We start from the raw sequence: 21,961 nt of genomic DNA, 5'->3' as shown, positions 1-21,961 counted from the left end.
ACTGTATCCGGTTCGATTGAACATGTTCAACTCCATCTGTGTGGGAGGCTGGTCAGGTGATCACTTCAGGCCCGCTCCGGATCCGGTACGGCGGAGAGCAGGACGCCGCGAGCGTCGCGGAGCTGCACGCCGACAGCTGGCGCACCGCGTACCGGGGGATCGTCCCCGACGACGCGCTCGGGGACGGGCTGGCCGCCCAGCGGCGCGAGCTGTGGGAGCTGCGCCTCCAGGCCGATTACGGGGAGCCGGAGAACACTCCGGTCCTTCAGGTCGCCGAACAGGCGGGTGCCGTGGTCGGGTTCGTCTACGTGGTGCCCCAGCCCGACGGTCGGGTCCTGGTGGACAACCTGCACGTCCGCCCCGGCCGTACCGGTGGCGGCATCGGCCGCGAACTGCTGGCCGCCGCCCGCGCCCAGGCCGCCGAACGGCACCCCGGGGCCGAGCTGTACCTGGAGGTGCTGAGCGGCAACACCCGTGCCGTCGCCTTCTACGAGCGGGAGGGCGGGGTGCGGGTCAGGGTGCAGGAGGGTGTCTTCCCGGGCGGCCATGTGCTGCCCGAGTACGTGTACGCCTGGCCGGCCGCGCCCGGGCCGGCCCTCGGACGGTCGTCGACCAGGGGTCAGTCGACGTCGTAGACCGTCACCGGGACGCCGCGCGCCGTCAGCCGGGCCGCCACCAGCGGCTCGACCTGCGCCCAGCGGCCGCCCGCCAGTCCGCAGCCGATCCGCGGCATGTGGACGGAGGCGCCGAGTTCGAGCGCGCGCTCGCCCAGGGCGGCCAGCGCGGAGTCGATGGCCTCGTACCGCACCGGCGCTCCGGTGGAGCGTCCGGTCCGGATGCCGCGCTGGCCGACCATGTTGGCCACCCAGACGTACGGCTCGACCTGCACCAGTTGCAGGCCGCCGAGGCCGAAGTCGTTCGTCGCCCGCTCCCGGTGCCAGCGCCGGAACGCCTTCTCGGGCTCGGGCCAGCGTCTGGAGAGCGCGAGCACGAAGCCCTTGCCCCAGCCGCCGAGGTCGTTGCAGACGTGCGCGATCACCTTCACGCCCTTGCCCTGGGGCGTGGTGGCATCGCCTCGGACGTAGGTGATTCCTGCCATGACTCGAAGTTAGACGGAGGCACTGACAGCCCGCTCGGAATTTTCCGCCGCCCGCTCCTCCCGCGCCGCGGCCGGCCGCTTGCGCGCCGTCAGGTGGCGGCGGCCGGCCAGGCCGACCACCAGGGCGAGCGCGGCGGCGGCGGCCGGCAGGGCGTATCCGGTGCCGGGGGCGGCGTGCTCGGCGACCGTTCCGGCGAGCGCCGCGCCGGCCGAGATGCCGACCACGATGCCGGACACCGCGAGCGCCATGCCCTCGTTCAACTGCCGCTGCGGGAGGAGCTCCTGGACCAGCGTCATCCCGGTCACCATGGTCGGCGCGGTGGCCGTGCCGGCGGCGAACAGCGCCGCGCCGAGCACCCCGAGTCCGGCTCCGCCGAGCCCGGCCGCGAGCGGCAGCAGCAGCATGCCGGCCATCGCGCCGACCCCGGTGAGGAAGCGCACCCCAGCGGCGCGACGCGGCGTCAGCAGTCCGAACAGCAACCCGGCCACGCAGGAACCGCCCGCGACCAGGGCCAGCAGCCAGCCGGCCGCCGCCCGGTGGCCGAGCGCGTCGGCGTACGCCACGGTGGTGATCTCGGTCGCGCCGAAGACCATGCCGGTGGCCAGGAAGGTCAGCACCAGCACCCGCAGCCCGGGCGCCCGCACCGGGGAGCCGTGCGCCCGCTCCCGCCCCCGCTCCTGGTCCCGCCCCCGCTCCCGCTCCGGCTCCCGCACCCGCTCCTGCTCCTGCTCCTGCCCCCGCTCCCGCCCCGGCTCGCGCGCGGTGTCCCGGGCGGCCGGCAGTGGCGGTTCGGTGCGCCGTTGGGCGGCGAACAGCAGGGCGCCGGCGGTGCCGAGCGTGCCGGCGGTGAGCAGCCCGGCCTCGGGGGCGAGCGCCGTGCAGAGCAGCATCGCGAGCACCGGCCCGGCCATGAAGCAGAGTTCGTCCAGCGCCTGTTCGAAGGAGTTGGCCAGGTGCCGGGCGGCCGGGTCGTCCCGGTACAGGTGCGCCCAGCGGGCCCGGGCCATGCCGCCGAGATTGGGCGCGGCGGCGCCCGCCGCCCAGCACGGGTACAGCGTCCAGTCGGGCGCGCCGAGCCGGACGCAGAGCAGCAGCGCGAGCAGCGGGACGGCGTTGTACAGCGCGGCCCGCACGGTCACCCGCGACTGCCCGTAGCGGTCCACCAGCCGTCCGAGCAGCGGCATCCCGATCGCGCCGGTGACCAGCCCGGCCGCCGAGACCGTCCCGGCCAGGGCGTAGGAGCCGCGCCGTTCGGCGAGGAGCACCACCAGCGAGACGCCGTTCATCGACAGCGCGAGCCGGCCCAGCAGTCCGGCCAGGGTGAAGGCGGCGGCGCCGGGGGCGGAGAACAGCCGGCGGTAGGAGGTGAGCAGGGCGGGGGAGGGCACGCGGGCTCCTGGGCAGGACGTCGGGGAATGCCCCCACCCTGGCGGCGCGGGCGGCGGGGCGTCCAACACCTGTTTCGCCGCACTCACAACAGGGTGTTGTTAATCTGCCGCGCATGCCCCGCGACCTCCACCCCCGTCTGCTCCGCGGCTTCCTCGCGACCGCCGAGACCCTGCACTTCGGCCGGGCCGCCGAGCGGCTGCACGTCGCCCAGCAGGCGCTCAGCCGGGACGTCCGATCCCTGGAGGGGCTGCTCGGCGAGCCGCTGTTCACCCGCACCACCCGCAGCGTCGAGCTCACTCCGGCGGGGCGGCGGCTGCTGCCGCGGGCCCGCCGGCTCCTCGCCCTGCACGACGAGATCCTCGCCGAGGCCGGAGCCGGGGCGTCCGCCCGCCCGCTGCTGCTCGATCTCAACAGCGACGTCACCGGCCCGGACCTGACCGGCGACCGGGTGCTCGAACGGGCCCGCGCCGCCTGGCCGGAGGGGGAGCTGCTGGCCCGCTTCCACGGCGGCCTGGCCGCGGCCGCCGCCGAGCTGCTGGCGCACCGGCTGGACGCCTCGTTCGGCCGCTTCGCCGGGCTGCCCGCCCCGGTGCGCGGCCAACTCGCCCAGATTCCGGTGCGGTTGGAGCAGGTCTCGGTGATGATGGCGGACACCCATCCGCTGGCCGGCCGGCCGGTGCTGCGGCTGGCCGAGCTGGTCGGCCACCCGGTCGACATCTGTGCGGGCAACCCGGCCACCACCGAGTGGGCCGACCTCGGCGACCGGCTGCTGCGCGAGCACGGCCTGGCCGCCGCCGCGCCGCATGTCCCGCCGGTGGGCCTGGACGAGACGGCCCGCTACCTGGCCCGGCACGGCGACCCGATGCTGACCACGGTCGGCGGCCCGCGGATCCCGGGGGCGGTCAACGTGCCGCTGGTGGAGCCGGTGCCGCTGAGCCTGGTCAGCCTGGTGCACCGGCCCGGCGAACGCCATCCCGGGCTGCGGGCGCTGGCCGCCGCGGCGGCCGGACTCGGCGCGGCCGAGGGCTGGTTGCGGCGCCCGCCGGGCAGTTGGCTGCCCGCGGCGGACGCGGCGCTCGTGCCGGGATGAGAACACCGCCCCTGCCCCGGGGGTCGGGCAGGGGCGGTGGCTCGCGGGCGGCGGCGGGGCCGACCGGGCGGGGTCAGCCCAGCGGGGCCGACCGGGCGGGGCCGGCGGCGGGGCCGGTCGGGTCAGGCCGCCTTGACGGCCGAGATGTCGAAGGTCAGCTTGACCTTCTCGCCGATCAGGACGCCGCCGGTCTCCAGGGCCGCGTTGTAGGTCAGGCCGAAGTCGGTACGGTCCACGACGGCCTTGCCCTCGAAGCCGACCCGCTCGGCGCCGTAGGCGTCGGTGGCGCTGCCGGTGTGCTCGAGGTCCAGGACCACCGGGCGGGTGGTGCCCTTGATCGTGAGCTCGCCGGTCATCCGGTAGGAGTCGTCGCCGAGCGCCTCGGCGGAGGTGCTGCGGAAGCGGATCTCCGGGTAGGTGTCGGCGGCGAAGAAGTCGCCGGTGCGCAGGTGCTCGTCGCGCTGGGCCTGGTTGGTGTCGATGCTGGCGACCTTGATCACCAACTCGGCCGAGGAGTTGGCCGGTTCGGCGCCGTCCAGGTGCAGCTTGCCGTCGTACTCGGTGAAGCGGCCCTTGACGTTGGTGACCATCGCGTGGCGGACCGAGAAACCGATCTCGCTGTGCGCGGCGTCCACGGTCCAGTCGCCGCTCAGGTGCGACAGGTCGGGGCCGGCCTGGGGCTGGACGGCGACGGGGGTGGCGGCGGTCTTGGTGCGGGTGAACAGGCCCATGGCTCCTCCTCGGGTCCGAAGCCATTTTGTTTAGGCTTCAACTTCTTGGTTCGAGCGTACGCCGCCTTCGTTCAAATTTCAACCATGGAACCCGGACGAGCCCCAGGATTCACCCGGACGGCCCGCCGCCCCGGTCCGACCGCCCCTGTCGGACCCCGGGGCTAGGCTGCGAACAACGGTTCCCCGCCCGAGAGGCCCCTCATGTTCGTCCTCCACGCGCTCTGGCGGGCGGACGGGCGGCTGGCACTCTGGGCCGAGGACGCCCGCGCCCACCCCGGTACCGCCGAACCGCAGCCGGAGCGGCCCGCCCCGCGCGCCCACCCGTACGCCTGCCCGGCCGGCGAACTGGCCGCCGTCCTCGGCGGCATCGGGCCCGGCCTCGGCTGGCTCGCAAGCCAGGCCCCCGAGCGCTGGGCCACCCTCCTCCTGCCCACCGTCGGCGCCCACCCCGCCCCCTCGCCCGACCTGCCGGTCACCCCGCCGCGCGGCGGCGCCCACCTCAGCCCCTGGCGGGTCCCGGCCCTGCTCTTCGACCCCCCGGCCGCCGCGCAACTGCTCGGCGAGGTGCACGACCCGCACTGGGCCGTCACCGTCACCGACCTGCCCGGCACCGGCCGGGTCGAAGTGGTCCACGGCCCCGCGCTGCGCTGGCTCACCGGAGTGCACGACCTCGCCTGGCGCGCCGTCGGCCGGGGCCGGCTGCTGCCCCTGCCCGTCCCCGACGGCGGCCGCCCCCGGGCCCGGTGGCGGCCCGACCTCACCCCGGCCGGCCGTCGCGAGGCGGCCGCCCTGGCGGCCGGCTGCCCACCCGTCCTGCTGGGGGAGTGGCCCACCGGAGCCGGCACCGGGGAGGCGCTGCTGGAAGCCGCGCTCGGTGCCCTGGTGGACGCCGAGGCCCGTGCCGCGCTGGCCGACCGGCCGTTCCCCGCCGGCGGCCGCTCCGCCGTCGAGCAGTGGCTGCACGCCCTCAGCACCCCCTCCGGCGAGCTCACCGGCGTCCCCGCCGAGGACGTCGCCGGACTCCGCCGACGGATCGACACCTGGTACGCCGCCGCCGAACCCGCCGACCCCGCGCTGCGGCTCTGCTTCCGCCTGCTCGAACCGCTCGGCCCCGACCCGGACGACCCCGACGGCCGCCCCTCCGACGACGCCTGGCAGCTCGAGTTCCTGCTCCAGGCCGTCGACGAACCCTCCCTCCTGGTCCGCGCCGCCGACCTGCACCAGGGCGGCGCCGCGCACGCCGCGCTCGCCCGTACGACCACGGGCGGCCGGGAACCCGCCGACATCCTGGTCGCCGAACTCGCCCGCGCCGCGCACCGCTGGCCCGCCCTGGACGGGCTGCGCCACCGCTCCCGCCCGTCCGCGCTCCCGCTCGACCGGGCCGGCGCGCTCGACTTCCTGAGCACCGCCGCGCCCGCCCTCGCCGAGAGCGGCTTCGGTGTGCTGCTGCCCGCCTGGTGGCGCCGCCGCCCCCGGCTCGGGCTCGCCCTGCGGGCCGTCAGCCCGCCCGCCCCCGGCACCCTCGCCGTCACCAGCCAGGTGGACCGGGACGCCGTGGTCGCCTTCCGCTGGCAGGCCGCGCTCGGCCCGGACGGCACCCCGCTCACCGAACGCGAGCTCGCCGAACTCGCCGCCGCCAAACAGGGCCTGGTGCGCGTCCGGGGCACCTGGCTGGAGGCCGACCCGGCCCAGATCGCCGCCGCCCTCGCCTTCCTCACCGAGCGGCGCGACGGCCTCCTGGCCGCCGCCGACCTGCTCCGGCTCGCCCTGGACCCGGAAGCGACCGTCGCCGGACTGCCGGTCACCGGCGTCCGCGTGGACGGCCCGCTCGGCGACCTGCTGGCCGGCCGCACCGCCGCCGACCGGGCCGGCCGGGCCGACGCCGCGCCGCCCCCGGGCTTCCGCGCCGAACTGCGCCCCTACCAGCGGCGCGGCCTGGCCTGGCTGCGGACCATGTCCGGGCTCGGCCTCGGCGCCGTGCTCGCCGACGACATGGGCCTCGGCAAGACCGTGCAGACCCTCGCCCTGCTCGCCGCCGAACGCGCCGAGGGGGCGACCGGCCCGACCCTGCTGGTCTGCCCGATGTCCCTGGTCGGCAACTGGCAGCGCGAGGCCGAGCGCTTCGCCCCCGACCTGCGCCGCCACGTCCACCACGGCGCCGGCCGCCTCGACGCGGAGCGCCTCGCCGCCGCCGTCCACGGCGTGGACCTGGTCATCACCACCTACGGGCTGGTCCAGCGCGACCTCGCCGCCCTGCGCGCGATCCGCTGGCGCCGGGTGGTCGCCGACGAGGCGCAGCACATCAAGAACAGCGGCACCGCGCAGTCCCGGGCGATCCGCGCGCTGCCCGTCACCCGCCACCGGATCGCCCTGACCGGCACCCCGGTGGAGAACCGGCTCGCCGAACTGCACGCCGTGCTGGACTTCGCCAACCCCGGCCTGCTCGGCCCGGCCGAGCGCTTCAAGGAGCGCTACGCGATCCCCGTCGAGCTGCACCGCAACCCCGAGCGCACCGCCGAACTCCGCCGCCGCACCGCCCCGTTCGTACTGCGCCGGCTCAAGGCCGACCCGGCGGTGGCGGCCGACCTGCCCGCCAAGCAGGAGATGACCGTCTGGTGCAACCTCACCGCCGAACAGGCCGGCCTCTACCAGGCCGTGGTGGCCGACCTGCTGCAACGGGTCGAGGGCGTCCGGGGCGTGGAGCGGCGCGGCACCGTGCTGGCCGCGATCGGCAAGCTCAAGCAGGTGTGCAACCACCCGGCCCAACTGCTGCACGACGGCTCGCCGTTGGGCGAACGGTCGGGCAAGGTGGCGCGGCTCGCCGAACTGCTGGAGGAGGCACTGGCCGAGGGCGACCGGACGTTGGTCTTCACCCAGTACGCCGAGTTCGGCACCATGCTGCGCCCGTACCTGGAACGCCGGCTCGGCCAGGAGGTGCTGTACCTGCACGGCGGCGTCCCCCGCACCCGCCGCGAGGAACTCGTCCAGCGCTTCCAGGCCCCGGACGGCCCGGGGGTGTTCCTGCTCTCGCTGCGGGCCGGCGGCACCGGGCTCAACCTGACCGCCGCCAACCAGGTGATCCACCTGGACCGCTGGTGGAACCCGGCGGTCGAGGAACAGGCCACCGACCGCGCCTTCCGGATCGGCCAGCGCCGGGACGTCCAGGTCCGCCGCCTGGTCTGCGTCGGCACCGTCGAGGAGCGGATCGACGAACTCCTCGCCGCCAAGCGCTCCCTGGCCGACACGGCGGTGGGCGCGGGGGAGCACTGGCTGACCGACCTGCCGGTCGACGCACTGCGCGAACTGGTCGCCCTCACCCGCGAGGACGCCGTCGCCGAGGAGGAGACGTGACGGAAGCGACCAAGCCCCCACCGGTCAACGTCGCCGCCTACTGGCGCGGCGACTTCACCCTGCACCCCGACCCGCCGGACGAGGAGCCCGACGAGTCCTCCCTGCGCCGGCTCGGCCGCTCCGGCATCACCGTGCACGGCCGCGATCTCGCCACCTTGCTCGCCCCCGCCTACGACACCTTCCGCGGCTGACGGGTAACGTCCGCAGGGTGACCGACACTCCAGACACCCGCCTCGCCGACTTCGAGGACAACCGGCGGATGGTCTTCGGCATCGCCTACCGGATGCTCGGCAGCGTCGCCGACGCCGAGGACCTGGTCCAGGACACCTGGCTGCGCTGGAGCCGGGTCACCGGCCCGGTCGCCAGCCCGAGCGCGTTCCTCGCCCGCACGGTCACCAACCTCGCCCTCAACCGGCTCGACTCGGCCGCCGTCCGCCGCGAGTCCTACGTCGGCCCCTGGCTGCCCGAGCCGCTGGTCACCGAGCCGGACGCGACCGGCGACGTGGAACGCGCCGAGACCGTCTCGCTCGCCCTGCTGGTCGTGCTGGAGAGCCTGTCCCCGCTGGAGCGCGCGGTCTTCGTGCTCAAGGAGGCCTTCGGCTTCTCCTACCAGGAGATCGCCGAGGCCCTGGACCGCACCGAGGCCGCCTGCCGCCAGGTCGGCAGCCGGGCCCGGGCCCACGTGCGCGCCCGCCGCCCCCGCTACGACGCCCCGCCGGAGCTGCGCCGCCGCGCCACCGACGAGTTCCTCTCCGCCTGCGTCGGCGGCGACCTCAACCGGATGCTCGAACTGCTCGCCCCCGACGTCACCTCCTGGAGCGACGGCGGCGGCGTGATCAGCGCCGCGCTGCGGCCGGTCACCGGCGCCGAGAACGTCGCCCGCTTCATCCTCGGCCTGCTCCGCAAGCTGGGCGCCGGCGCGGGCACCCGTCCGGTCCTGGTCAACGGCGAACCCGGCGTCCTCATCACCGTGGACGGCGCCGTCGACTCCGTCTCGGTCCTCGACTTCACCGAGGGCCCCGACGGCCGCCCCCTGGTCTCCGCCATCCGCGCCGTCCGCAACCCCGAGAAGCTCACCCACCTCGCTTGACCCTCGACCAGGTCGAGCCCCGAGAGTCATCGGCATGGAGAGCGAGCTGCACAGCATCGGCGAACTGGCCCGCGCCAGCGGCCTGGGCGTCGGCACCCTGCGCTACTACGACGGCGCCGAGGTGCTCACCCCCGCCTGGGTCGACCCCCACACCGGCTACCGCTGGTACCGGCCCGCCCAACTCGCCGACGCCCGCCTGCTGGCCCGGCTGCGCCGGGTCGGCCTGCCGCTGGCCGACATCCGCGCCGTCCTCGCCGCCGCCCCCGGCAGCGGCGACGCCCGACACGTCCTCGACGCGCACCTGCGCCGACTGGAGGACGGCCTGGCCGACGCCCGCCGCGAACTCTCCCTGATCCGCACGATGATCGACCAGAGGGAGCAACCGATGACCACCACCACCCACCTCACCGTCCCCGCCGACGACCTGGCCGCCGCCCTGGACGCGGTCCGCTTCGCGGTCTCCGGCGACCCGGACCAGCCCTCCCTCGCCGGAGTGCTCTTCGAACCGGACGGCCCGGCCCTGCGGCTGGTCGCCACCGACCGCTACCGCCTGGCCCTCGCCGAAGTGCCCGCCACCGGCGCACCCGACCAGCCGACCCCCGGCACCATCGTCCCCACCGCCCTGGTCGACGCCCTGCGCGCCCTGCTCCCCGCCGCCCCGCCCGAGGTCCACCTCACCCTGACCGCCGGCCTCTTCCGCGCCGAGACCGGCGAGCACCGCATCGAGGGCACCCCGCTGGACTTCGACTACCCCGACCACCGGGTCCTCACCCGACTCACCCCGCAGCACCGGATCACCCTGCCCACCGCCGCCCTGCGCACCGCCGTCGAGACCGGCGCCACCCGCACCCTCCCCTCCGGCCCCCACGGCGCCGAATGCGCCGTCACCCTCCTCACCCTCACCGAGGACGGCCGCCTCACCGTCGCCACCGACCCGACCGCCGAGGACTTCCAGATCGCGGTCAACCGCGACTTCCTCCTCGACGCCCTCGACGCCGGCCACCCCGAACAGCTCCTCCTCGAACTCGGCGGCCCGATCGCCCCCCTGGCCATCCGCACCCCGGACGACGCCGGCACCTTCTCCGTCCTCATGCCCGTCCGCCTCCCCGCCTGACCGCCAAGCACCCCGGCACGCCCGTAAGAGCAACCCCCCCACCTACGGACGCGCTGCGGGAGGGGGCGGCGCAGGGGGTGGCCCGGAGAGGGGCGTGACGGGTGATTTTCGGACTGCCAACGGCGCCCGCCCCCCCACCCACAGAGTCGGCAGTCCGAAAATCACCCAGCCCCCGGAGCGGCCACCCCCGGAGCCGCCCCCGCACCCACCCTCCCGAGAGCCCCCACCCCACACCCCCACCCCACCGCGCCCCCTGCTTGCAATTGCAAGCACCCTCCTGCACCCTGTCCCCATGGCCTCCCTGAACGTCGGCTCCCTCGGCGCGTACATCCGCGAGCAACGCCGCAACGCGCAATACTCGCTGCGCCAGCTGGCGGAGGCCGCCGGCGTGTCCAACCCGTACCTCAGCCAGATCGAGCGAGGGTTGCGCAAGCCGAGCGCGGAGATCCTGCAGCAGATCGCGAAGGCGCTGCGGATCTCGGCGGAGACGCTCTACGTCCAGGCCGGGATCCTGGAGGAGCGGCAGGACGAGGGCCTGGAGCTGCGGGCTTCGATCCTGGCCGATCCGCTGATCACCGAGCAGCAGAAGCAGTCGCTGCTCGCGGTCTACGACGCCTTCCTCAAGGAGAACGCGACGCGGCCCTCCAGCCCCACGGCCGACGTCGCAGCCACCCCGAACACCCACCGGGAGGACCGGTAACCATGCCGATCACGGACGACATCAAGAAGACCCTCACCGACCCGACCCCGCTGTACGCCCTGGCCGGCGCCGGGGACCTCGCCTACGCGAAGCTGCGCGAGGTGCCCGGCAGGGTCGAGGCACTGGCGGCGGACCGCAAGGGCGCCCAGGAGAAGGCCACCGCCAAGCTCCAGGAGGCGCAGGAGCTGCTGGCCGGGGCTCCGGCCAAGGTCAGCGAGGCCGTCACCACCCTGCCCGCCGACCTGAAGGCCCTGCAGGAGCGGGCCCAGGGCTTCGCCCTCCAGCAGGTGGCCCGGGCCGTCGAGCTGGCGGTGAAGGCGAAGGAGACGTACGACGAGCTCGCCGAGCGCGGCAAGGTCGTGGTCGACAAGACCCGTCCGCAGGGCGACGCCGCCGAGCTGCCCGCCCAGCCGACCGGCGCCGAGGCCCGGGACTCCGCGCCGAAGAAGTCCTCCCGCGCCAGGAAGAGCACCCCGACCCCCGAGGACTGACCGGCGGCCCGCCGGCCGGTGGGCACTCCCCGGGCCGACGGGGCACGTGCGGGGTCGGCGGAACGTTGACGCATTGCGGACGGCCGCCGTGCCAGGATGGGCGACGGCGGGGGTGCGGCAGCTCGAGAGACGTAGGAGATCGCGATGACCGGAGTGTTCCAGATCCTGGCCTTTTCCTACCTGAACCCGTTCTGGTGGATGGCCGTGGCCATCCTGGGCTACAAGCTCTTCGCGCTGCTCGACGCGGCCACCCGCCGCGAGGACGCCTACCGTGCGGCGGACAAGAAGACCAAGGGCTTCTGGGTGGCCATCCTCGGAATCAGCTTCGGGTGGGACCTGCTCTTCGGGGCGAACTTCCTCGGCAGCATCGGAACGCTCGTCGGCCTGGTCGCCTCGATCGTCTACGTGGTGGACGTCCGCCCGGCGATCCGCGCCCTGACCGGCGGCAGCGGCCGGGGCGGCCAGAGCAACACCGGGCCGTACGGCCCCTGGTGACCGGCCCCCGACCGCAGCTCACACCGCAGACCGCACCGCAGCCCGGGCAGGGAATCCCCGCCCGGGCTGCGTCGTCGCCCTCCCCGGTTCCCCGAGGCTGATCGCGGGCGGGGGGGCTCGGCACTCAGCCGAGGATCAGCTGCACCGGGTTGCGCTCCAGCAGCAGCACCGCGACGTCGTCCGTCAGCGCGCCGCCGTTGAGCTCCTCGACCTCGGCGATCACGCTGTCGACCAGCCGTCCCCTGGTCAACCCCGCGGACTGGTGGTCGGCGACCAGATCGGCCAGCCCGTCCTGCCCGAGGCGGCGTGACCCGGCCCCGACCCGCCCCTCGATCAGGCCGTCGGTGTAGAGCAGCAGCCGCCAGCCCGCCCGGAGGTCGAACTCGTGCGCGGGCCAGGCGGCCTGGCCGTCGTGGCAGGGCAGCAGGCCGAGCGCGGGCCCGGCGTGGTCGGCGGGCAGCGACAGCGGGGCGTGGTCGCGGCCGAGCAGCAGCGGCGCCGGGTGCCCGGCGAGGTAGAGCCGGGCCCGTTCGTCGGCGGCCGGGGCGCCGGGCGAGCCGGGGTCGCCGTCGGCAGCGCCGGGCTCGATGACGAGCATGCAGAGCGTCGCGAAGATCTCGTCGCTGCGCCGCTCGTGCTCGAGCACGTGCTGGAGGGTGGTGAGCAGGGCCTCGCCGGTGAGGCCCGCGAAGACGAGGGTGCGCCACGCTATCCGGAGGGCGACGCCGAGCGCGGCCTCGTCCGGGCCGTGGCCGCAGACGTCGCCGATCACGACGTGAACGGTGCCGTCGTCGGTGCGTACGGCGTCGTAGAAGTCGCCGCCGAGCAGGGCCCGGCGGCGGCCGGGGCGGTAGCGGCGGGTGAAGGACAGTCCGGCGCCGTCCAGCAGCGGGGTGGGCAGGAGGTGGCGCTGGAGCCGGGCGTTCTCCTGCCCGCGCAGTTCGGCCTCGACGAGGCGGCGCTGGGACTCGTCGGCGCGCTTGCGTTCGACGGCGTAGCGCAGCGCGCGGGCCAGCAGTGGGCCGTCCGTCTCGTGCTTGAGCAGGAAGTCCTGGGCGCCGGCGGCGACGGCGGCCGCGCCGAGTTCGGCTCCGGCGGCGTCGGTGAGCACCACGACCGGGATGTGCGGGGCGCGGCGGAGCAATTCGTGCAGCCCTTCCAGGCCGTCCGAGGGGTCGGAGGGGTGCGGCAGGTCGGCCGGGGCGGCGAGGTCGAGCAGCACGCAGCCGAACTCCGCACCGCGGGGGCGTCCGCGCCGGGCGGCGGGGGAGCCCTGGGCGAGCAGTTGGACGGCCTGGTCGAGGCCGCGGGCCCAGTGGATCTCGATCGAGGTGCCGCTGTCGGCGACCGCGGCCTTGATCAGCTGGGCGTCCGAGGCATCGTCCTCGATGACCAGCAGCCGCAGCGGCGCGGCACCGCCGTCGGCGGTGCCGTCAGCGGGCGCCGGGCGTCCGGGCTCGGCCGGGTGCGGGGGGCGCCGTCCGCCGTGCGCGGTCCGGACCGCCTGCGACCGGGGGTGAGGTATCGGGGGAGCCGCCGTCGCCGGTCCGGTCGTCGCCGGGTGTTTCCGGGCATGGCCGACGGGGGCGCCGTCATGGGCGCCCGGCAGGTCCGCGGCACCAGGTGCCCGCCCGTCTCCCGTTGCGGGCATCGGTCGTTCCTCCCTTTCCCCGACTGCGTAACGGTCGGCGTCCGTCCGCGGTGCCCGCCTGGCACCTCGCGTCGGGGAACTTCTCGCGACCATAACGTGATCTCCGGGGATTTCTTCGGCCGACCGGCGCCGTTGTGGCTATTGCCACGCCGGTGGCGGTGTGGTGATCGGACTCGAACGACGGCTCGGATCCCCGCCCGTCAGCCGACGGGCGGGGCCGGGGAAGGGGACAGTTGATGGTGCCGCGGATCACCCTGGTCGAGGGTGACATCACGGAGCAGCGGGTGGACGCGGTGGTGAACGCCGCCAACTCGTCCTTGCTGGGCGGGGGCGGGGTGGACGGCGCGATCCACCGCAAGGGCGGGCCGCAGATCCTGGAGGAGTGCCGCCGGCTGCGGGCCTCGCACTGGGGCAAGGGGCTGCCCACCGGGCGGGCCGTGGCGACCACGGCCGGGCGGCTTCCGGCCCGGTGGGTGGTGCACACCGTCGGGCCGGTGTACCTGGCGGAGGAGTACGAGGAGCGGGCTGGGCTGTTGGCCTCCTGCTATCGCGAGTCGTTGCGCGTGGCGGCGGAGTTGGGCGCGGCCACGGTGGCCTTCCCCGCGGTGTCGGCCGGCATCTTCGGCTGGCCGCCGGAGGACGCGGCCCGGATCGCGCTCGGCACCGTCGCCCAGGTGCTGGACGGCGACGACGAACCTGCGGGCGCGGGGCTGGCGGAGGTGCGGTTCGTGCTGTTCGGGTCGGAGATGTACGGGGTGTTCGAACGGGCCCTGGCGGAGCTGCCCGGCCGGAACGGCTGACGGTGGTGCGCGGCCATGCCTGAGTGGGCGCCGAGCGGCGTGTGGTGTCGCCGCTCGGCGGCCTCCATCGTGGCGTGCTGAAGCGTCAACGCGCCAGAGATATTCGATAACTCGTTCGAGTGAAAGCCTCCCGGGGGGAGCACCCGCGCCCGCTCGCCGGTGCCGCGGCCGACCGCTACGGCGCGAGCGCCGTCCACGGCACCGTGACCTCGCCCTGCCGCCACCGGCCGCGCGCGTCCACCAGCGGCCAGCTGCCGGCCAGCGCCGTGCACGCGGCCACCCAGCGCTGCCGCGCGCCGAACGCCCCGTAGGGCGCGGCAGCCGCCCAGGCCCGGTCGAAGTCGGTCAGGAAGGCGTGCACCGGCCGCCCCGGCACGTTGTGGTGGATCAGCGCCTTCGGCAGCCGCTCGGCCAGGTCGGAGGGCTGCTCCAGGCCGCCCAGTCGGGCCGCGAAGGTCACCGTGCGCGGCCCCTCCGGCCCGAGCGCGACCCAGACGTGCCGCCGTCCGATCTCGTCGCAGGTGCCCTCGACCAGCAGCCCGTCCGGGGCGAGCCGGGCGCACAGCCGCTCCCACACCCCGGCCACCGCCGACTCCTCGTACTGCCGCAGCACGTTGGCCGCCCGGATCAGCTGGGCCCGCGCCCCGCCGTCCAGCGGCACCTCGAAGCCGCCGCGCCGGAAGCTGAGCAGCGGCGGTTCGGCGTACGGCAGCGCGGCCGCGACCCGCTCCGGTTCGATCTCGATCCCGACCACCCGCACGTCCGGCCGCACCGCCCGCAGTCGCCCGGCCAGTTCCACGGCCGTCCACGGCGCCGCGCCGTAGCCGAGGTCGACGGCCACCGGCGGGCGTTCGGCGGACCGCAGGGCGGGGCCCAGGGCGTGGGCGATCCAGCGGTCCATCCGGCGCAGCCGGTTGGTGTTGGTGGTGCCCCGGGTGACGTTCCCCACCGGACGGCCGGTCCGCCCGCGGGCGGGCGCGGTGGTCGTGGGGTCGAAGGAGGCGGCCATGTCCAGAAGGGTAGTCGGGCCGACGGCGGCACCGCCCCTGACCAGCACGGCTGCCCCGGGCCCCGGCGCGGCTGGCCGGTCCCTGTCATCTCACCCACCGGGCCGGGAATGCCGGGCGGGCGCCGTGTGGTTGGCAGACTGGTGGTGATGTGTGCCCGGACGGGGCAGCGCACACCGGACATGCGGCGGCCCGTCCACGCGGACCGCCGAGACGGGCCGCACACGAGGAGGCTTCAGCCAGGTGATCCAGCACCCCGTCCGTTCGGTACGCCGTGCCCAGTCCGCCGGGCCCGCGCGCGGCCGGCTCCAGTCGCTCGTCCCGGGGCGCCGGCGCCCGCGCCGGATAGCCATGCTGAGCGTCCACACCTCGCCGCTGCACCAGCCCGGCACCGGGGACGCCGGCGGGATGAACGTCTACATCGTCGAGCTGGCCAAGCGCCTGGCGGAGCTGAACATCGAGGTCGAGGTGTTCACCCGGTCCACCTGCTCGGACGACGCACCGACCGTCGAGCTGGCCCCGGGCGTGCTGGTCCGCCACGTCACCGCCGGGCCGTACGAGGGGCTGGTCAAGGAGGACCTGCCGGCCCAGCTGTGCGCCTTCACCCACGGCGTGCTGCGCACCGAGGCGGGCCACCGCCCCGGCCACTACGACCTGGTGCACTCGCACTACTGGCTCTCCGGGCAGGTCGGCTGGCTGGCCGCGCAGCGCTGGGGGGTGCCGCTGGTGCACACCATGCACACCATGGCGAAGGTGAAGAACGCCGCGCTGGCCGAAGGCGACACGCCCGAGCCCCCGGCCCGGGTGATCGGTGAGACCCAGGTGGTCGAGGCGGCCGACCGGCTGATCGCCAACACCACCGAGGAGGCCGCCGAGCTGGCGCTGCACTACGGCGCCCGGTCGGACCAGCTGGCCGTCGTGCACCCCGGGGTGAACCTGGACGTCTTCCGGCCCGGCGGGCCGCACGCCTCGGCCGCGGCCCGCGCCCGGCTGGGCCTGCCGCAGGACGCCGCGGTGCTGCTGTTCGCCGGCCGGATCCAGCCGCTGAAGGCGCCGGACGTGCTGCTGCGGGCGGTGGCCGCGCTGCTGGAGGCCCGTCCGGAGCTGCGCGAGCGCCTGGTGGTGCCGGTGGTCGGCGGGCCGTCCGGCACCGGGCTGGCCCGGCCGGAGAGCCTGCACAAGCTGGCCGCCCAGCTGGGCATCGGCGACGTGGTGCGGTTCCACCCCCCGGTCGGCCAGACGCACCTCGCGGAGTGGTACCGCGCGGCGACGGCCCTGGTGATGCCGTCCTACAGCGAGTCGTTCGGCCTGGTGGCACTGGAGGCGCAGGCCTGCGGCACCCCGGTGGTGGCGGCCGCGGTCGGGGGCCTGCCGGTCGCGGTGCGGGACGGCGAGTCCGGCACCCTGGTGAACGGCCACGACCCGCTGGAGTGGGCCCGCGCGCTGGAGCCGTACGTGACGGACCGGGCGCTGGTGGCCGGGCGCGGCGCGGCGGCGGCCCGGCACGCGGCCGCCTTCGGCTGGGACACCGCCGCGGCGACCACCGCCGAGGTGTACGCGGGGAGCCTGGCCCGGCCGGCCGGCCGCCTCGCCGGGGCCCGCCGCCGCCCGGTCTGACGCCCGCCCACCGCGCGGTTCCGGCTGCGGTTCCGGCCTCGCCGCGCGGTTCCGGCTGCGGTTCCAGCCCCCGCGCGGTGCCGGCTGCCAAGTCCGCCGCGGCCCCGCCATGCGGTGCGGGCTGCGGTCCGGCGGTACCGCCGAGTAACGTCACCCCCATGGCTATCCGCACCAAGGACGAGGCCCTGACCCTCCTGCGCACCGCCCTGGACGACGCCGGGGTGGCGTGGGAGCCGGCCGCCGCCGACCCCTACACCCTGGTGGCGACGCTTCCGGGCACCCGGAAGCTGTCCACCACCTGCGCCCTGCGGGTCGGCGACCACACCCTGTCGGTGAACGCCTTCGTGATCCGCCGCCCGGACGAGAACCACGAGGCCGTCTACCGCTGGCTGTTGGAGCGCAACACCCGGATGTACGGCGTCGCGTACGCGATCGACAGCCTGGGCGACGTCTACCTGGCCGGCCGCCTGCCGCTGGAGGCACTCGGCCCGGAGGCCGTGGACCGGCTGCTCGGGACGGTGCTGGAGAACGCCGACGAGCCCTTCAACACCCTGCTGGAGCTGGGCTTCGCCTCGGCGATCCGGCGCGAGTGGGAGTGGCGCACCAAGCGCGGGGAGTCCACCCGCAACCTGGCCGCCTTCGCCCACCTGGCCGCCCCGCCCGCCGAGGGCCCGCTCGCCGGCTGACCGTCGCCCGATCGCCCGCCCGACCGGCCGCCGACCGGCCGCCGGTCGGCGCCCCGCCGGCCCCGGCCGACCGCTCAGACGCCCGTCGGAGCCTGCTCGGCCTCCGCCGGAGCCTTCCCGGCCGCCGTCACGGGCGCCGCCACCGCAACGGCCGCAACGGCCCCGGTGCCGGCCGGGGCGCCGGATCGCCTCCCCAGCAGCGCGTACCCGAGCGCGGCCACGGTGCCGCACACCCCGCAGGTGCCCCAGAGCACCCCGCCGCCGGCGTGGTCCAGCACCACACCGCCCACGGCCGGGCCGAGGAACAGGGCCAGCGACCAGGAGAGCGAGTAGACGCCCTGGTAGCGGCCGCGCGCCTGGGGCGGGGACAGCTCGGCGACGAGACCCATCAGGGTCGGCGTGTAGCCGATCTCCCCGATCGTCCAGACCGCCACGGTGACGGCGTACCACCACGCCGACGCCCCGGCGAGGGCCGTCATGCCGAAGCCCCAGCCGATGAGCAGCGCCGCGGCCACCAGCATGGCCGTTCGACTGCGGCCTTCGACCCAGCGGGTGAGCGGGATCTGCAGCAGCACGATCAGCAGCCCGTTCAGGCTGATGACCAGGCCGTACTGGGAGGAGGTGATGCCCTGCTCGCCCATGTCCACCGGGAGCGTGGTGGAGGACTGCTGCATCACCAGCGCGATCAGCAGGGTGAGCCCGACCACCGCCATGAAGCGGCTGTCGCGGACCACGGTGCCGAGGCCGACCGCCGGTTCGTCCGCCCGCTCCGCCGGGGCGTCGGGCCTGGTCTCCGGGATCCTGACGAAGATCACCACCGCGCAGAGCAGCGTGGAGAGCGCGTCCAGCAGGAACAGCGTGAGGTAGCCGTAGGTGGCGATCAGGCCGGCGACGGCTGCGGAGAGGCCGAAGCCCAGGTTGATCGCCCAGAAGTTCAGCGAGTAGGCCCGGACCCGGTCGGCGGCCGGGACGATGTCCGCGATGATCGCCGAGATGGCCGGGCGGGTGGCGTTGTTGCAGAAGCCGACCAGGAAGGCCACCACGGCGATCGCCACCTGGCCGTCCGTGAAGCCGAGGACGGCGGTGAACAGGGCCGTGCCGACCTGCGCGGCGACCAGGGTCGGCCGGCGCCCGATCCGATCGGTCAGGATGCCGGCGACGATCGACGAGACCGCCGCACCGAGCCCGAACAGGGAGGCGACCAGGCCCGCGTAGGAAGCCGAGTACCCCCGGTCGCCGGTGAGGTAGAGCGACAGGAAGGTGACCACGAACGCGCCGAGCCGGTTGACCAGCGTCGAGACCCAGAGCCACCAGAACTCCCGCGGCAACCCGCCCACCGTCTCGCGGACCATTCTTCGGAACCGGGCGTCGGCGGCCTGGGGGACGAGCATGTGGGGGCTCCCGAGGGCAGGCGCCCGCCGACCGGCGGAGGCAGGCCCCGGTCAGCCGACGCATGTAAGTGGCAGATGTGCTGAGCACACATTACCCACCCGTCCGAGGTCCCCACCAGGGGTTTATCGGCCCTCCACTAAGCTGGGGGCCATGGCTGACACGACGTACCGACTCATCCTGCTCCGCCACGGCGAGAGCCAGTGGAACCAGAAGAACCTGTTCACCGGTTGGGTCGACGTCGACCTCAACGAGAAGGGCGAGAAGGAGGCCGCCCGCGGTGGCGAGCTCCTGGCCGCCGAGGGCCTGTTCCCCGACGTGGTGCACACCTCGCTGCTGCGCCGCGCCATCCGCACCTCGCAGATCGCCCTGGACAAGGCCGACCGCCACTGGATCCCGGTCAGCCGCAGCTGGCGCCTGAACGAGCGGCACTACGGTGCGCTCCAGGGCAAGGACAAGGCCCAGACGCTGGCCGAGTTCGGCGAGGAGCAGTTCCAGCTGTGGCGCCGCTCCTACGACACCCCGCCGCCGGTCCTCGCCGACGACGCGGAGTACTCGCAGGCCGGTGACGCCCGCTACGCCGACATCCCGAGCGAGCTGCGTCCGCGCACCGAGTGCCTGAAGGACGTCGTCGAGCGGATGCTCCCGTACTGGTACGACGCCATCGTCCCGGACCTCGCCGCCGGCCGGACGGTCCTGGTCACCGCCCACGGCAACAGCCTGCGCGCGCTGGTCAAGCACCTGGACGGCATCTCCGACGCCGACATCGCCGGGCTGAACATCCCGACCGGCATCCCGCTGGTCTACGAGCTCGACGCCGACTTCAAGCCGGTCGTGGCCGGTGGCCGCTACCTCGACGCCGAGGCCGCCGCCGCCGCCATCGAGGCGGTCAAGAACCAGGGCAAGAAGTAGGACGAGGGGGAGGGCCGGAACCAGGCCCGACAGCCCGAGGCCCCGCTCCCGGATTGCCGGGGGCGGGGCCTTCGTCGTTCAACCGGCCCGTTTCCCAGGTCAGTTGGGGCCGCTAGAGTGGTTCAGACCATTGACGCGCGGTGGCGTGGGCTCCTACCGTGAGGGCACCGGGATGGCGCAGGCATGCCAAGGACTTCCCCGGTCATGGCTGCCGCACCCCCACGCGCGCGCCTGCGTCCCGGCGCACACTCCATCCACCCCCACGGAGGAGCACCATGCGCACACGTCTTCTGGTCGGAGCGGCCGTCGCCGCGCTGGCGGTCCCGCTCGGCCTGGCCTTCCCCGCCCAGTCCCACGGTTACATCACGACGCCGCCCAGCCGGGCCGCGCTCTGCGACGCCGACGCGGGCGCCGTGCCGTGGGACTGCGGTGACATCCAGTGGGAGCCGCAGAGCGTCGAGGGTCCCAAGGGCTTCCCGGCAGCCGGGCCCTCCGACGGGACCATCTGCGCCGGCGGCAACGCCCGCTTCGCCGAACTGGACGACCCGCACGGCGGCGCCTGGCCGACCACGGCGGTGACGGCGGGCCAGCGGCTCACGTTCACCTGGAAGTTCACCGCCCGGCACGCCACCACCGACTTCAGGTACTACATGACCAAGCCGGGCTACGACGCCGGCCGGCCGGTCACCCGGGCCGACCTGGACCTGACGCCCTTCCTCACCGTCCCGTACAACGGCCGCCAGGTGCCGGGCACGCTCAGCCACACCGCGACCCTCCCGAGCGGGCGCACCGGCCACCAGGTGGTCGTCGCGGTCTGGACGATCGCCGACACCGGGAACGCCTTCTACTCCTGCACCGACGTCCGGTTCTGACACCGGGACCCGGTCGGAGACGGCGGCGGGGTGCACGGCCGCTCGGCGGCCGTGCACCCCGTGACGCCTCGGTGGCGGTTTCCTCAGTGGCCGCCGCAGCAGCCGCCGTCCGCGCCGCCGCACTGGCAGGGCGCGCCGGACTGGCAGCCGCATCCGCAGCCCGGGCCGCAGCCGCAGCCGGCCGCGAGGACGGGCAGCAGTTTCGGGGCGGGCGGCTCGACGGGGTCATGGGCGGTTGCCGGTCGGCTCGGGTTGGCCTTCATCGAGCTCTTCCCTCCTCTGACGGGCGCACTCCTGTGCCCCCGAGATCGAGTGAAGCGGCCGATCGGAGGGAGCGTCAACAGGCGCGCAGTGGTGGGACGTACGGGGGAACGTGCGCCCGCACCACCCTCGCCGCAGGTTTACCCGCTTCCGGGAGGAGAGCCGGTCACCCCCCCGGGCCTGCCACCTGCCCCTGCCGGTCACTCGCCCCTGCCGGTCACCCGCCCCTGCCGGTCACTCGCCGGGCCGGTCACCCGCCGGCCCACGTCATCCCGCCTCGACGGCTCCTGCCGCCTCGGTGGCGGCCACGAACTCGGCCACGTGCTCGCCCGTCACCAGGTACACCACGCGCTTGGCGACCGACACCGCGTGGTCCGCGAAGCGCTCGTAGTAGCGGCCGACCAGGGTGATGTCGACGGCGGTCTCGATGCCGTGGTGCCAGCGGTCGTCGATCAGGTGCGACAGCAGTTCGCGGTGCAGGCTGTCGATGGCGTCGTCGTCCTGCTCCAGCTCCAGGGCCTTGTCGACGTCCTTGGTGGCGATCACCAGGCCCGTCTTGGCCACCAGCCGCTGGGCGAGCTGCCCCATCTCCAGGACGGTGGACTGGAGGTCGGTCGGCACGGCCGTCTCCGGGTAGCGCATCCGCGCGACCTTGGCGACGTGCCGGGCGAGGTCCCCGCAGCGCTCCAGGTCGGCGCTCATCCGCAGCGAGGTGACCACGATGCGCAGGTCCGTGGCGACGGGCTGCTGCCGCGCGAGCAGGTCGATGGCGCGGTTCTCCAGCTCGTGGTGGAGGTCGTTGACCTTCTCGTCGGCGGCGATGACGCTCTCCGCCAGCGCCAGGTCCGCGTCGAGGAGGGCGGTGGTGGCCCGCCCCATGGCCGAGCCGACCAGCCGGGCCATCTCGACCAGGCCGTCGCCGATCGAGTCCAGTTCCTCGTGGTACGCGTCGCGCATGTTCTCTCCTCAGTAGCTGTGTCGGTGGCGGTGCCGACCGGTCAGCCCGTCCGACCGCCGTTCCGGCGTCCGGGTGACCGCTGCTGGTGGCGCGAATCGTACGCGCACACCTGAGACGGTGGCCGCTGGCGGCCGCGCCGTTCTCTCCCACACGGGCTGCACAGCCAACCCTCCGCCGTTCGGGCGACGTCGTACGGCCGGTGCGGTGAATCGGCAGCTACGTGAAGGTGAATTCTCGGCAACGCGTGGTCGATGCCT

22 protein-coding genes are annotated in these 21,961 nt (G+C 74.9%); 14 read left to right on the top strand and 8 right to left on the bottom strand.

Translation table 11 applies throughout. From position 1 onward, the window contains the following. The first annotated feature begins 56 nt into the window (after window positions 1-56). Complete coding sequence (locus tag ACGF07_RS17310; RefSeq protein ID WP_392899526.1) at window positions 57-635, top strand: GNAT family N-acetyltransferase; 579 nt, start codon at window positions 57-59, stop codon at window positions 633-635. Here the strand turns inward: ACGF07_RS17310 and ACGF07_RS17305 are convergent. After that, window positions 620-1,099, bottom strand: coding sequence for a macro domain-containing protein (locus ACGF07_RS17305; RefSeq protein WP_350740538.1), 480 nt, complete (start codon window positions 1,097-1,099; stop codon window positions 620-622). The genes ACGF07_RS17310 and ACGF07_RS17305 overlap by 16 nt on opposite strands. Before the next feature lie 9 nt (window positions 1,100-1,108). Beyond that, on the bottom strand, window positions 1,109-2,488 hold the full coding sequence (locus ACGF07_RS17300; RefSeq protein ID WP_392899523.1) for an MFS transporter: 1,380 nt from the start codon (window positions 2,486-2,488) through the stop codon (window positions 1,109-1,111). Between the two features lie 113 nt (window positions 2,489-2,601). Here ACGF07_RS17300 and ACGF07_RS17295 point away from each other — a divergent pair, with 113 nt between their 5' ends. Then, window positions 2,602-3,579, top strand: a complete 978-nt coding sequence (locus tag ACGF07_RS17295) for a LysR family transcriptional regulator (protein WP_392899521.1) — start codon at window positions 2,602-2,604, stop codon at window positions 3,577-3,579. Window positions 3,580-3,701: 122 nt separating this feature from the next. Here ACGF07_RS17295 and ACGF07_RS17290 read toward each other — a convergent pair whose 3' ends face one another. Further along, window positions 3,702-4,310 (bottom strand): YceI family protein, encoded by a 609-nt coding sequence (locus ACGF07_RS17290; protein ID WP_350740529.1) that lies wholly within the window; start codon window positions 4,308-4,310, stop codon window positions 3,702-3,704. 201 nt (window positions 4,311-4,511) lie between these two features. Between ACGF07_RS17290 and ACGF07_RS17285 the strand changes: the two genes are divergently transcribed. The 7 genes from ACGF07_RS17285 (at window position 4,512) to ACGF07_RS17255 (ending at window position 11,551) form a co-directional block, all read left to right on the top strand. Further along, entirely contained in the window at window positions 4,512-7,661 is a 3,150-nt protein-coding gene (locus tag ACGF07_RS17285; protein ID WP_392899518.1) for an SNF2-related protein, read from the top strand. After that, window positions 7,658-7,852: a hypothetical protein gene (locus ACGF07_RS17280; protein ID WP_392899516.1), complete on the top strand. Its 195-nt coding sequence runs from the start codon at window positions 7,658-7,660 to the stop codon at window positions 7,850-7,852. Before ACGF07_RS17285 ends, ACGF07_RS17280 begins: the two co-directional genes overlap by 4 nt. Window positions 7,853-7,869: 17 nt before the next feature. Continuing rightward, window positions 7,870-8,751 (top strand): RNA polymerase sigma-70 factor, encoded by an 882-nt coding sequence (locus ACGF07_RS17275; protein ID WP_392899514.1) that lies wholly within the window; start codon window positions 7,870-7,872, stop codon window positions 8,749-8,751. A 34-nt stretch (window positions 8,752-8,785) separates the two neighbouring features. After that, complete coding sequence (locus tag ACGF07_RS17270; protein WP_392899512.1) at window positions 8,786-9,865, top strand: MerR family transcriptional regulator; 1,080 nt, start codon at window positions 8,786-8,788, stop codon at window positions 9,863-9,865. Window positions 9,866-10,157: 292 nt separating this feature from the next. Continuing rightward, on the top strand, window positions 10,158-10,565 hold the full coding sequence (locus ACGF07_RS17265) for a helix-turn-helix domain-containing protein (RefSeq protein WP_392899510.1): 408 nt from the start codon (window positions 10,158-10,160) through the stop codon (window positions 10,563-10,565). A 2-nt stretch (window positions 10,566-10,567) separates the two neighbouring features. Next, the gene (locus ACGF07_RS17260) at window positions 10,568-11,056 is read left to right on the top strand and encodes a hypothetical protein (protein WP_350740512.1); all 489 of its coding nucleotides are present in this window, start codon (window positions 10,568-10,570) and stop codon (window positions 11,054-11,056) included. Window positions 11,057-11,200: 144 nt separating this feature from the next. Then, window positions 11,201-11,551 carry a DUF2516 family protein gene (locus ACGF07_RS17255; RefSeq protein WP_350740509.1) on the top strand — a complete coding sequence of 117 codons (351 nt, stop codon included), beginning with the start codon at window positions 11,201-11,203 and terminating at the stop codon, window positions 11,549-11,551. 124 nt (window positions 11,552-11,675) lie between these two features. Here the strand turns inward: ACGF07_RS17255 and ACGF07_RS17250 are convergent, their stop codons facing one another. After that, on the bottom strand, window positions 11,676-13,202 hold the full coding sequence (locus ACGF07_RS17250; protein WP_392899507.1) for a SpoIIE family protein phosphatase: 1,527 nt from the start codon (window positions 13,200-13,202) through the stop codon (window positions 11,676-11,678). Between the two features lie 236 nt (window positions 13,203-13,438). Between ACGF07_RS17250 and ACGF07_RS17245 the strand changes: the two genes are divergently transcribed. Continuing rightward, window positions 13,439-14,002 (top strand): O-acetyl-ADP-ribose deacetylase, encoded by a 564-nt coding sequence (locus tag ACGF07_RS17245; protein ID WP_350740503.1) that lies wholly within the window; start codon window positions 13,439-13,441, stop codon window positions 14,000-14,002. A gap of 175 nt (window positions 14,003-14,177) precedes the next feature. Here ACGF07_RS17245 and ACGF07_RS17240 read toward each other — a convergent pair whose 3' ends face one another. Next, on the bottom strand, window positions 14,178-15,011 hold the full coding sequence (locus ACGF07_RS17240; RefSeq protein ID WP_392899505.1) for a class I SAM-dependent methyltransferase: 834 nt from the start codon (window positions 15,009-15,011) through the stop codon (window positions 14,178-14,180). A 241-nt stretch (window positions 15,012-15,252) separates the two neighbouring features. Here ACGF07_RS17240 and mshA point away from each other — a divergent pair, with 241 nt between their 5' ends. Continuing rightward, window positions 15,253-16,626, top strand: a complete 1,374-nt coding sequence (mshA, locus tag ACGF07_RS17235) for a D-inositol-3-phosphate glycosyltransferase (protein ID WP_392899502.1) — start codon at window positions 15,253-15,255, stop codon at window positions 16,624-16,626. Between the two features lie 158 nt (window positions 16,627-16,784). Next, window positions 16,785-17,312, top strand: coding sequence for a YbjN domain-containing protein (locus tag ACGF07_RS17230; protein ID WP_392899500.1), 528 nt, complete (start codon window positions 16,785-16,787; stop codon window positions 17,310-17,312). Window positions 17,313-17,386: 74 nt separating this feature from the next. Here the strand turns inward: ACGF07_RS17230 and ACGF07_RS17225 are convergent, their stop codons facing one another. Then, window positions 17,387-18,703, bottom strand: a complete 1,317-nt coding sequence (locus ACGF07_RS17225; RefSeq protein ID WP_392899498.1) for an MDR family MFS transporter — start codon at window positions 18,701-18,703, stop codon at window positions 17,387-17,389. Window positions 18,704-18,854: 151 nt separating this feature from the next. On the opposite strand from ACGF07_RS17225, the gene ACGF07_RS17220 reads away from it, so the two are divergent. Continuing rightward, complete coding sequence (locus ACGF07_RS17220) at window positions 18,855-19,613, top strand: phosphoglyceromutase (RefSeq protein ID WP_350740488.1); 759 nt, start codon at window positions 18,855-18,857, stop codon at window positions 19,611-19,613. A gap of 275 nt (window positions 19,614-19,888) precedes the next feature. Further along, window positions 19,889-20,485, top strand: a complete 597-nt coding sequence (locus tag ACGF07_RS17215; protein WP_392899494.1) for a lytic polysaccharide monooxygenase — start codon at window positions 19,889-19,891, stop codon at window positions 20,483-20,485. Between the two features lie 83 nt (window positions 20,486-20,568). Here ACGF07_RS17215 and ACGF07_RS17210 read toward each other — a convergent pair whose 3' ends face one another. Together ACGF07_RS17210 and phoU are read right to left on the bottom strand one after the other, a co-directional pair. Continuing rightward, on the bottom strand, window positions 20,569-20,748 hold the full coding sequence (locus ACGF07_RS17210; protein ID WP_350750019.1) for a hypothetical protein: 180 nt from the start codon (window positions 20,746-20,748) through the stop codon (window positions 20,569-20,571). A gap of 265 nt (window positions 20,749-21,013) precedes the next feature. Then, window positions 21,014-21,703 (bottom strand): phosphate signaling complex protein PhoU, encoded by a 690-nt coding sequence (gene phoU / locus ACGF07_RS17205; protein ID WP_350750022.1) that lies wholly within the window; start codon window positions 21,701-21,703, stop codon window positions 21,014-21,016. Window positions 21,704-21,961 lie beyond the last annotated feature (258 nt).

This window comes from Kitasatospora sp. NPDC048194 (genome assembly GCF_043202455.1).
Lineage (GTDB): Bacteria > Actinomycetota > Actinomycetes > Streptomycetales > Streptomycetaceae > Kitasatospora.
Note: the sequence above shows the minus strand (reverse complement) of the source record. Positions and strands in the feature narration are given on the sequence as shown.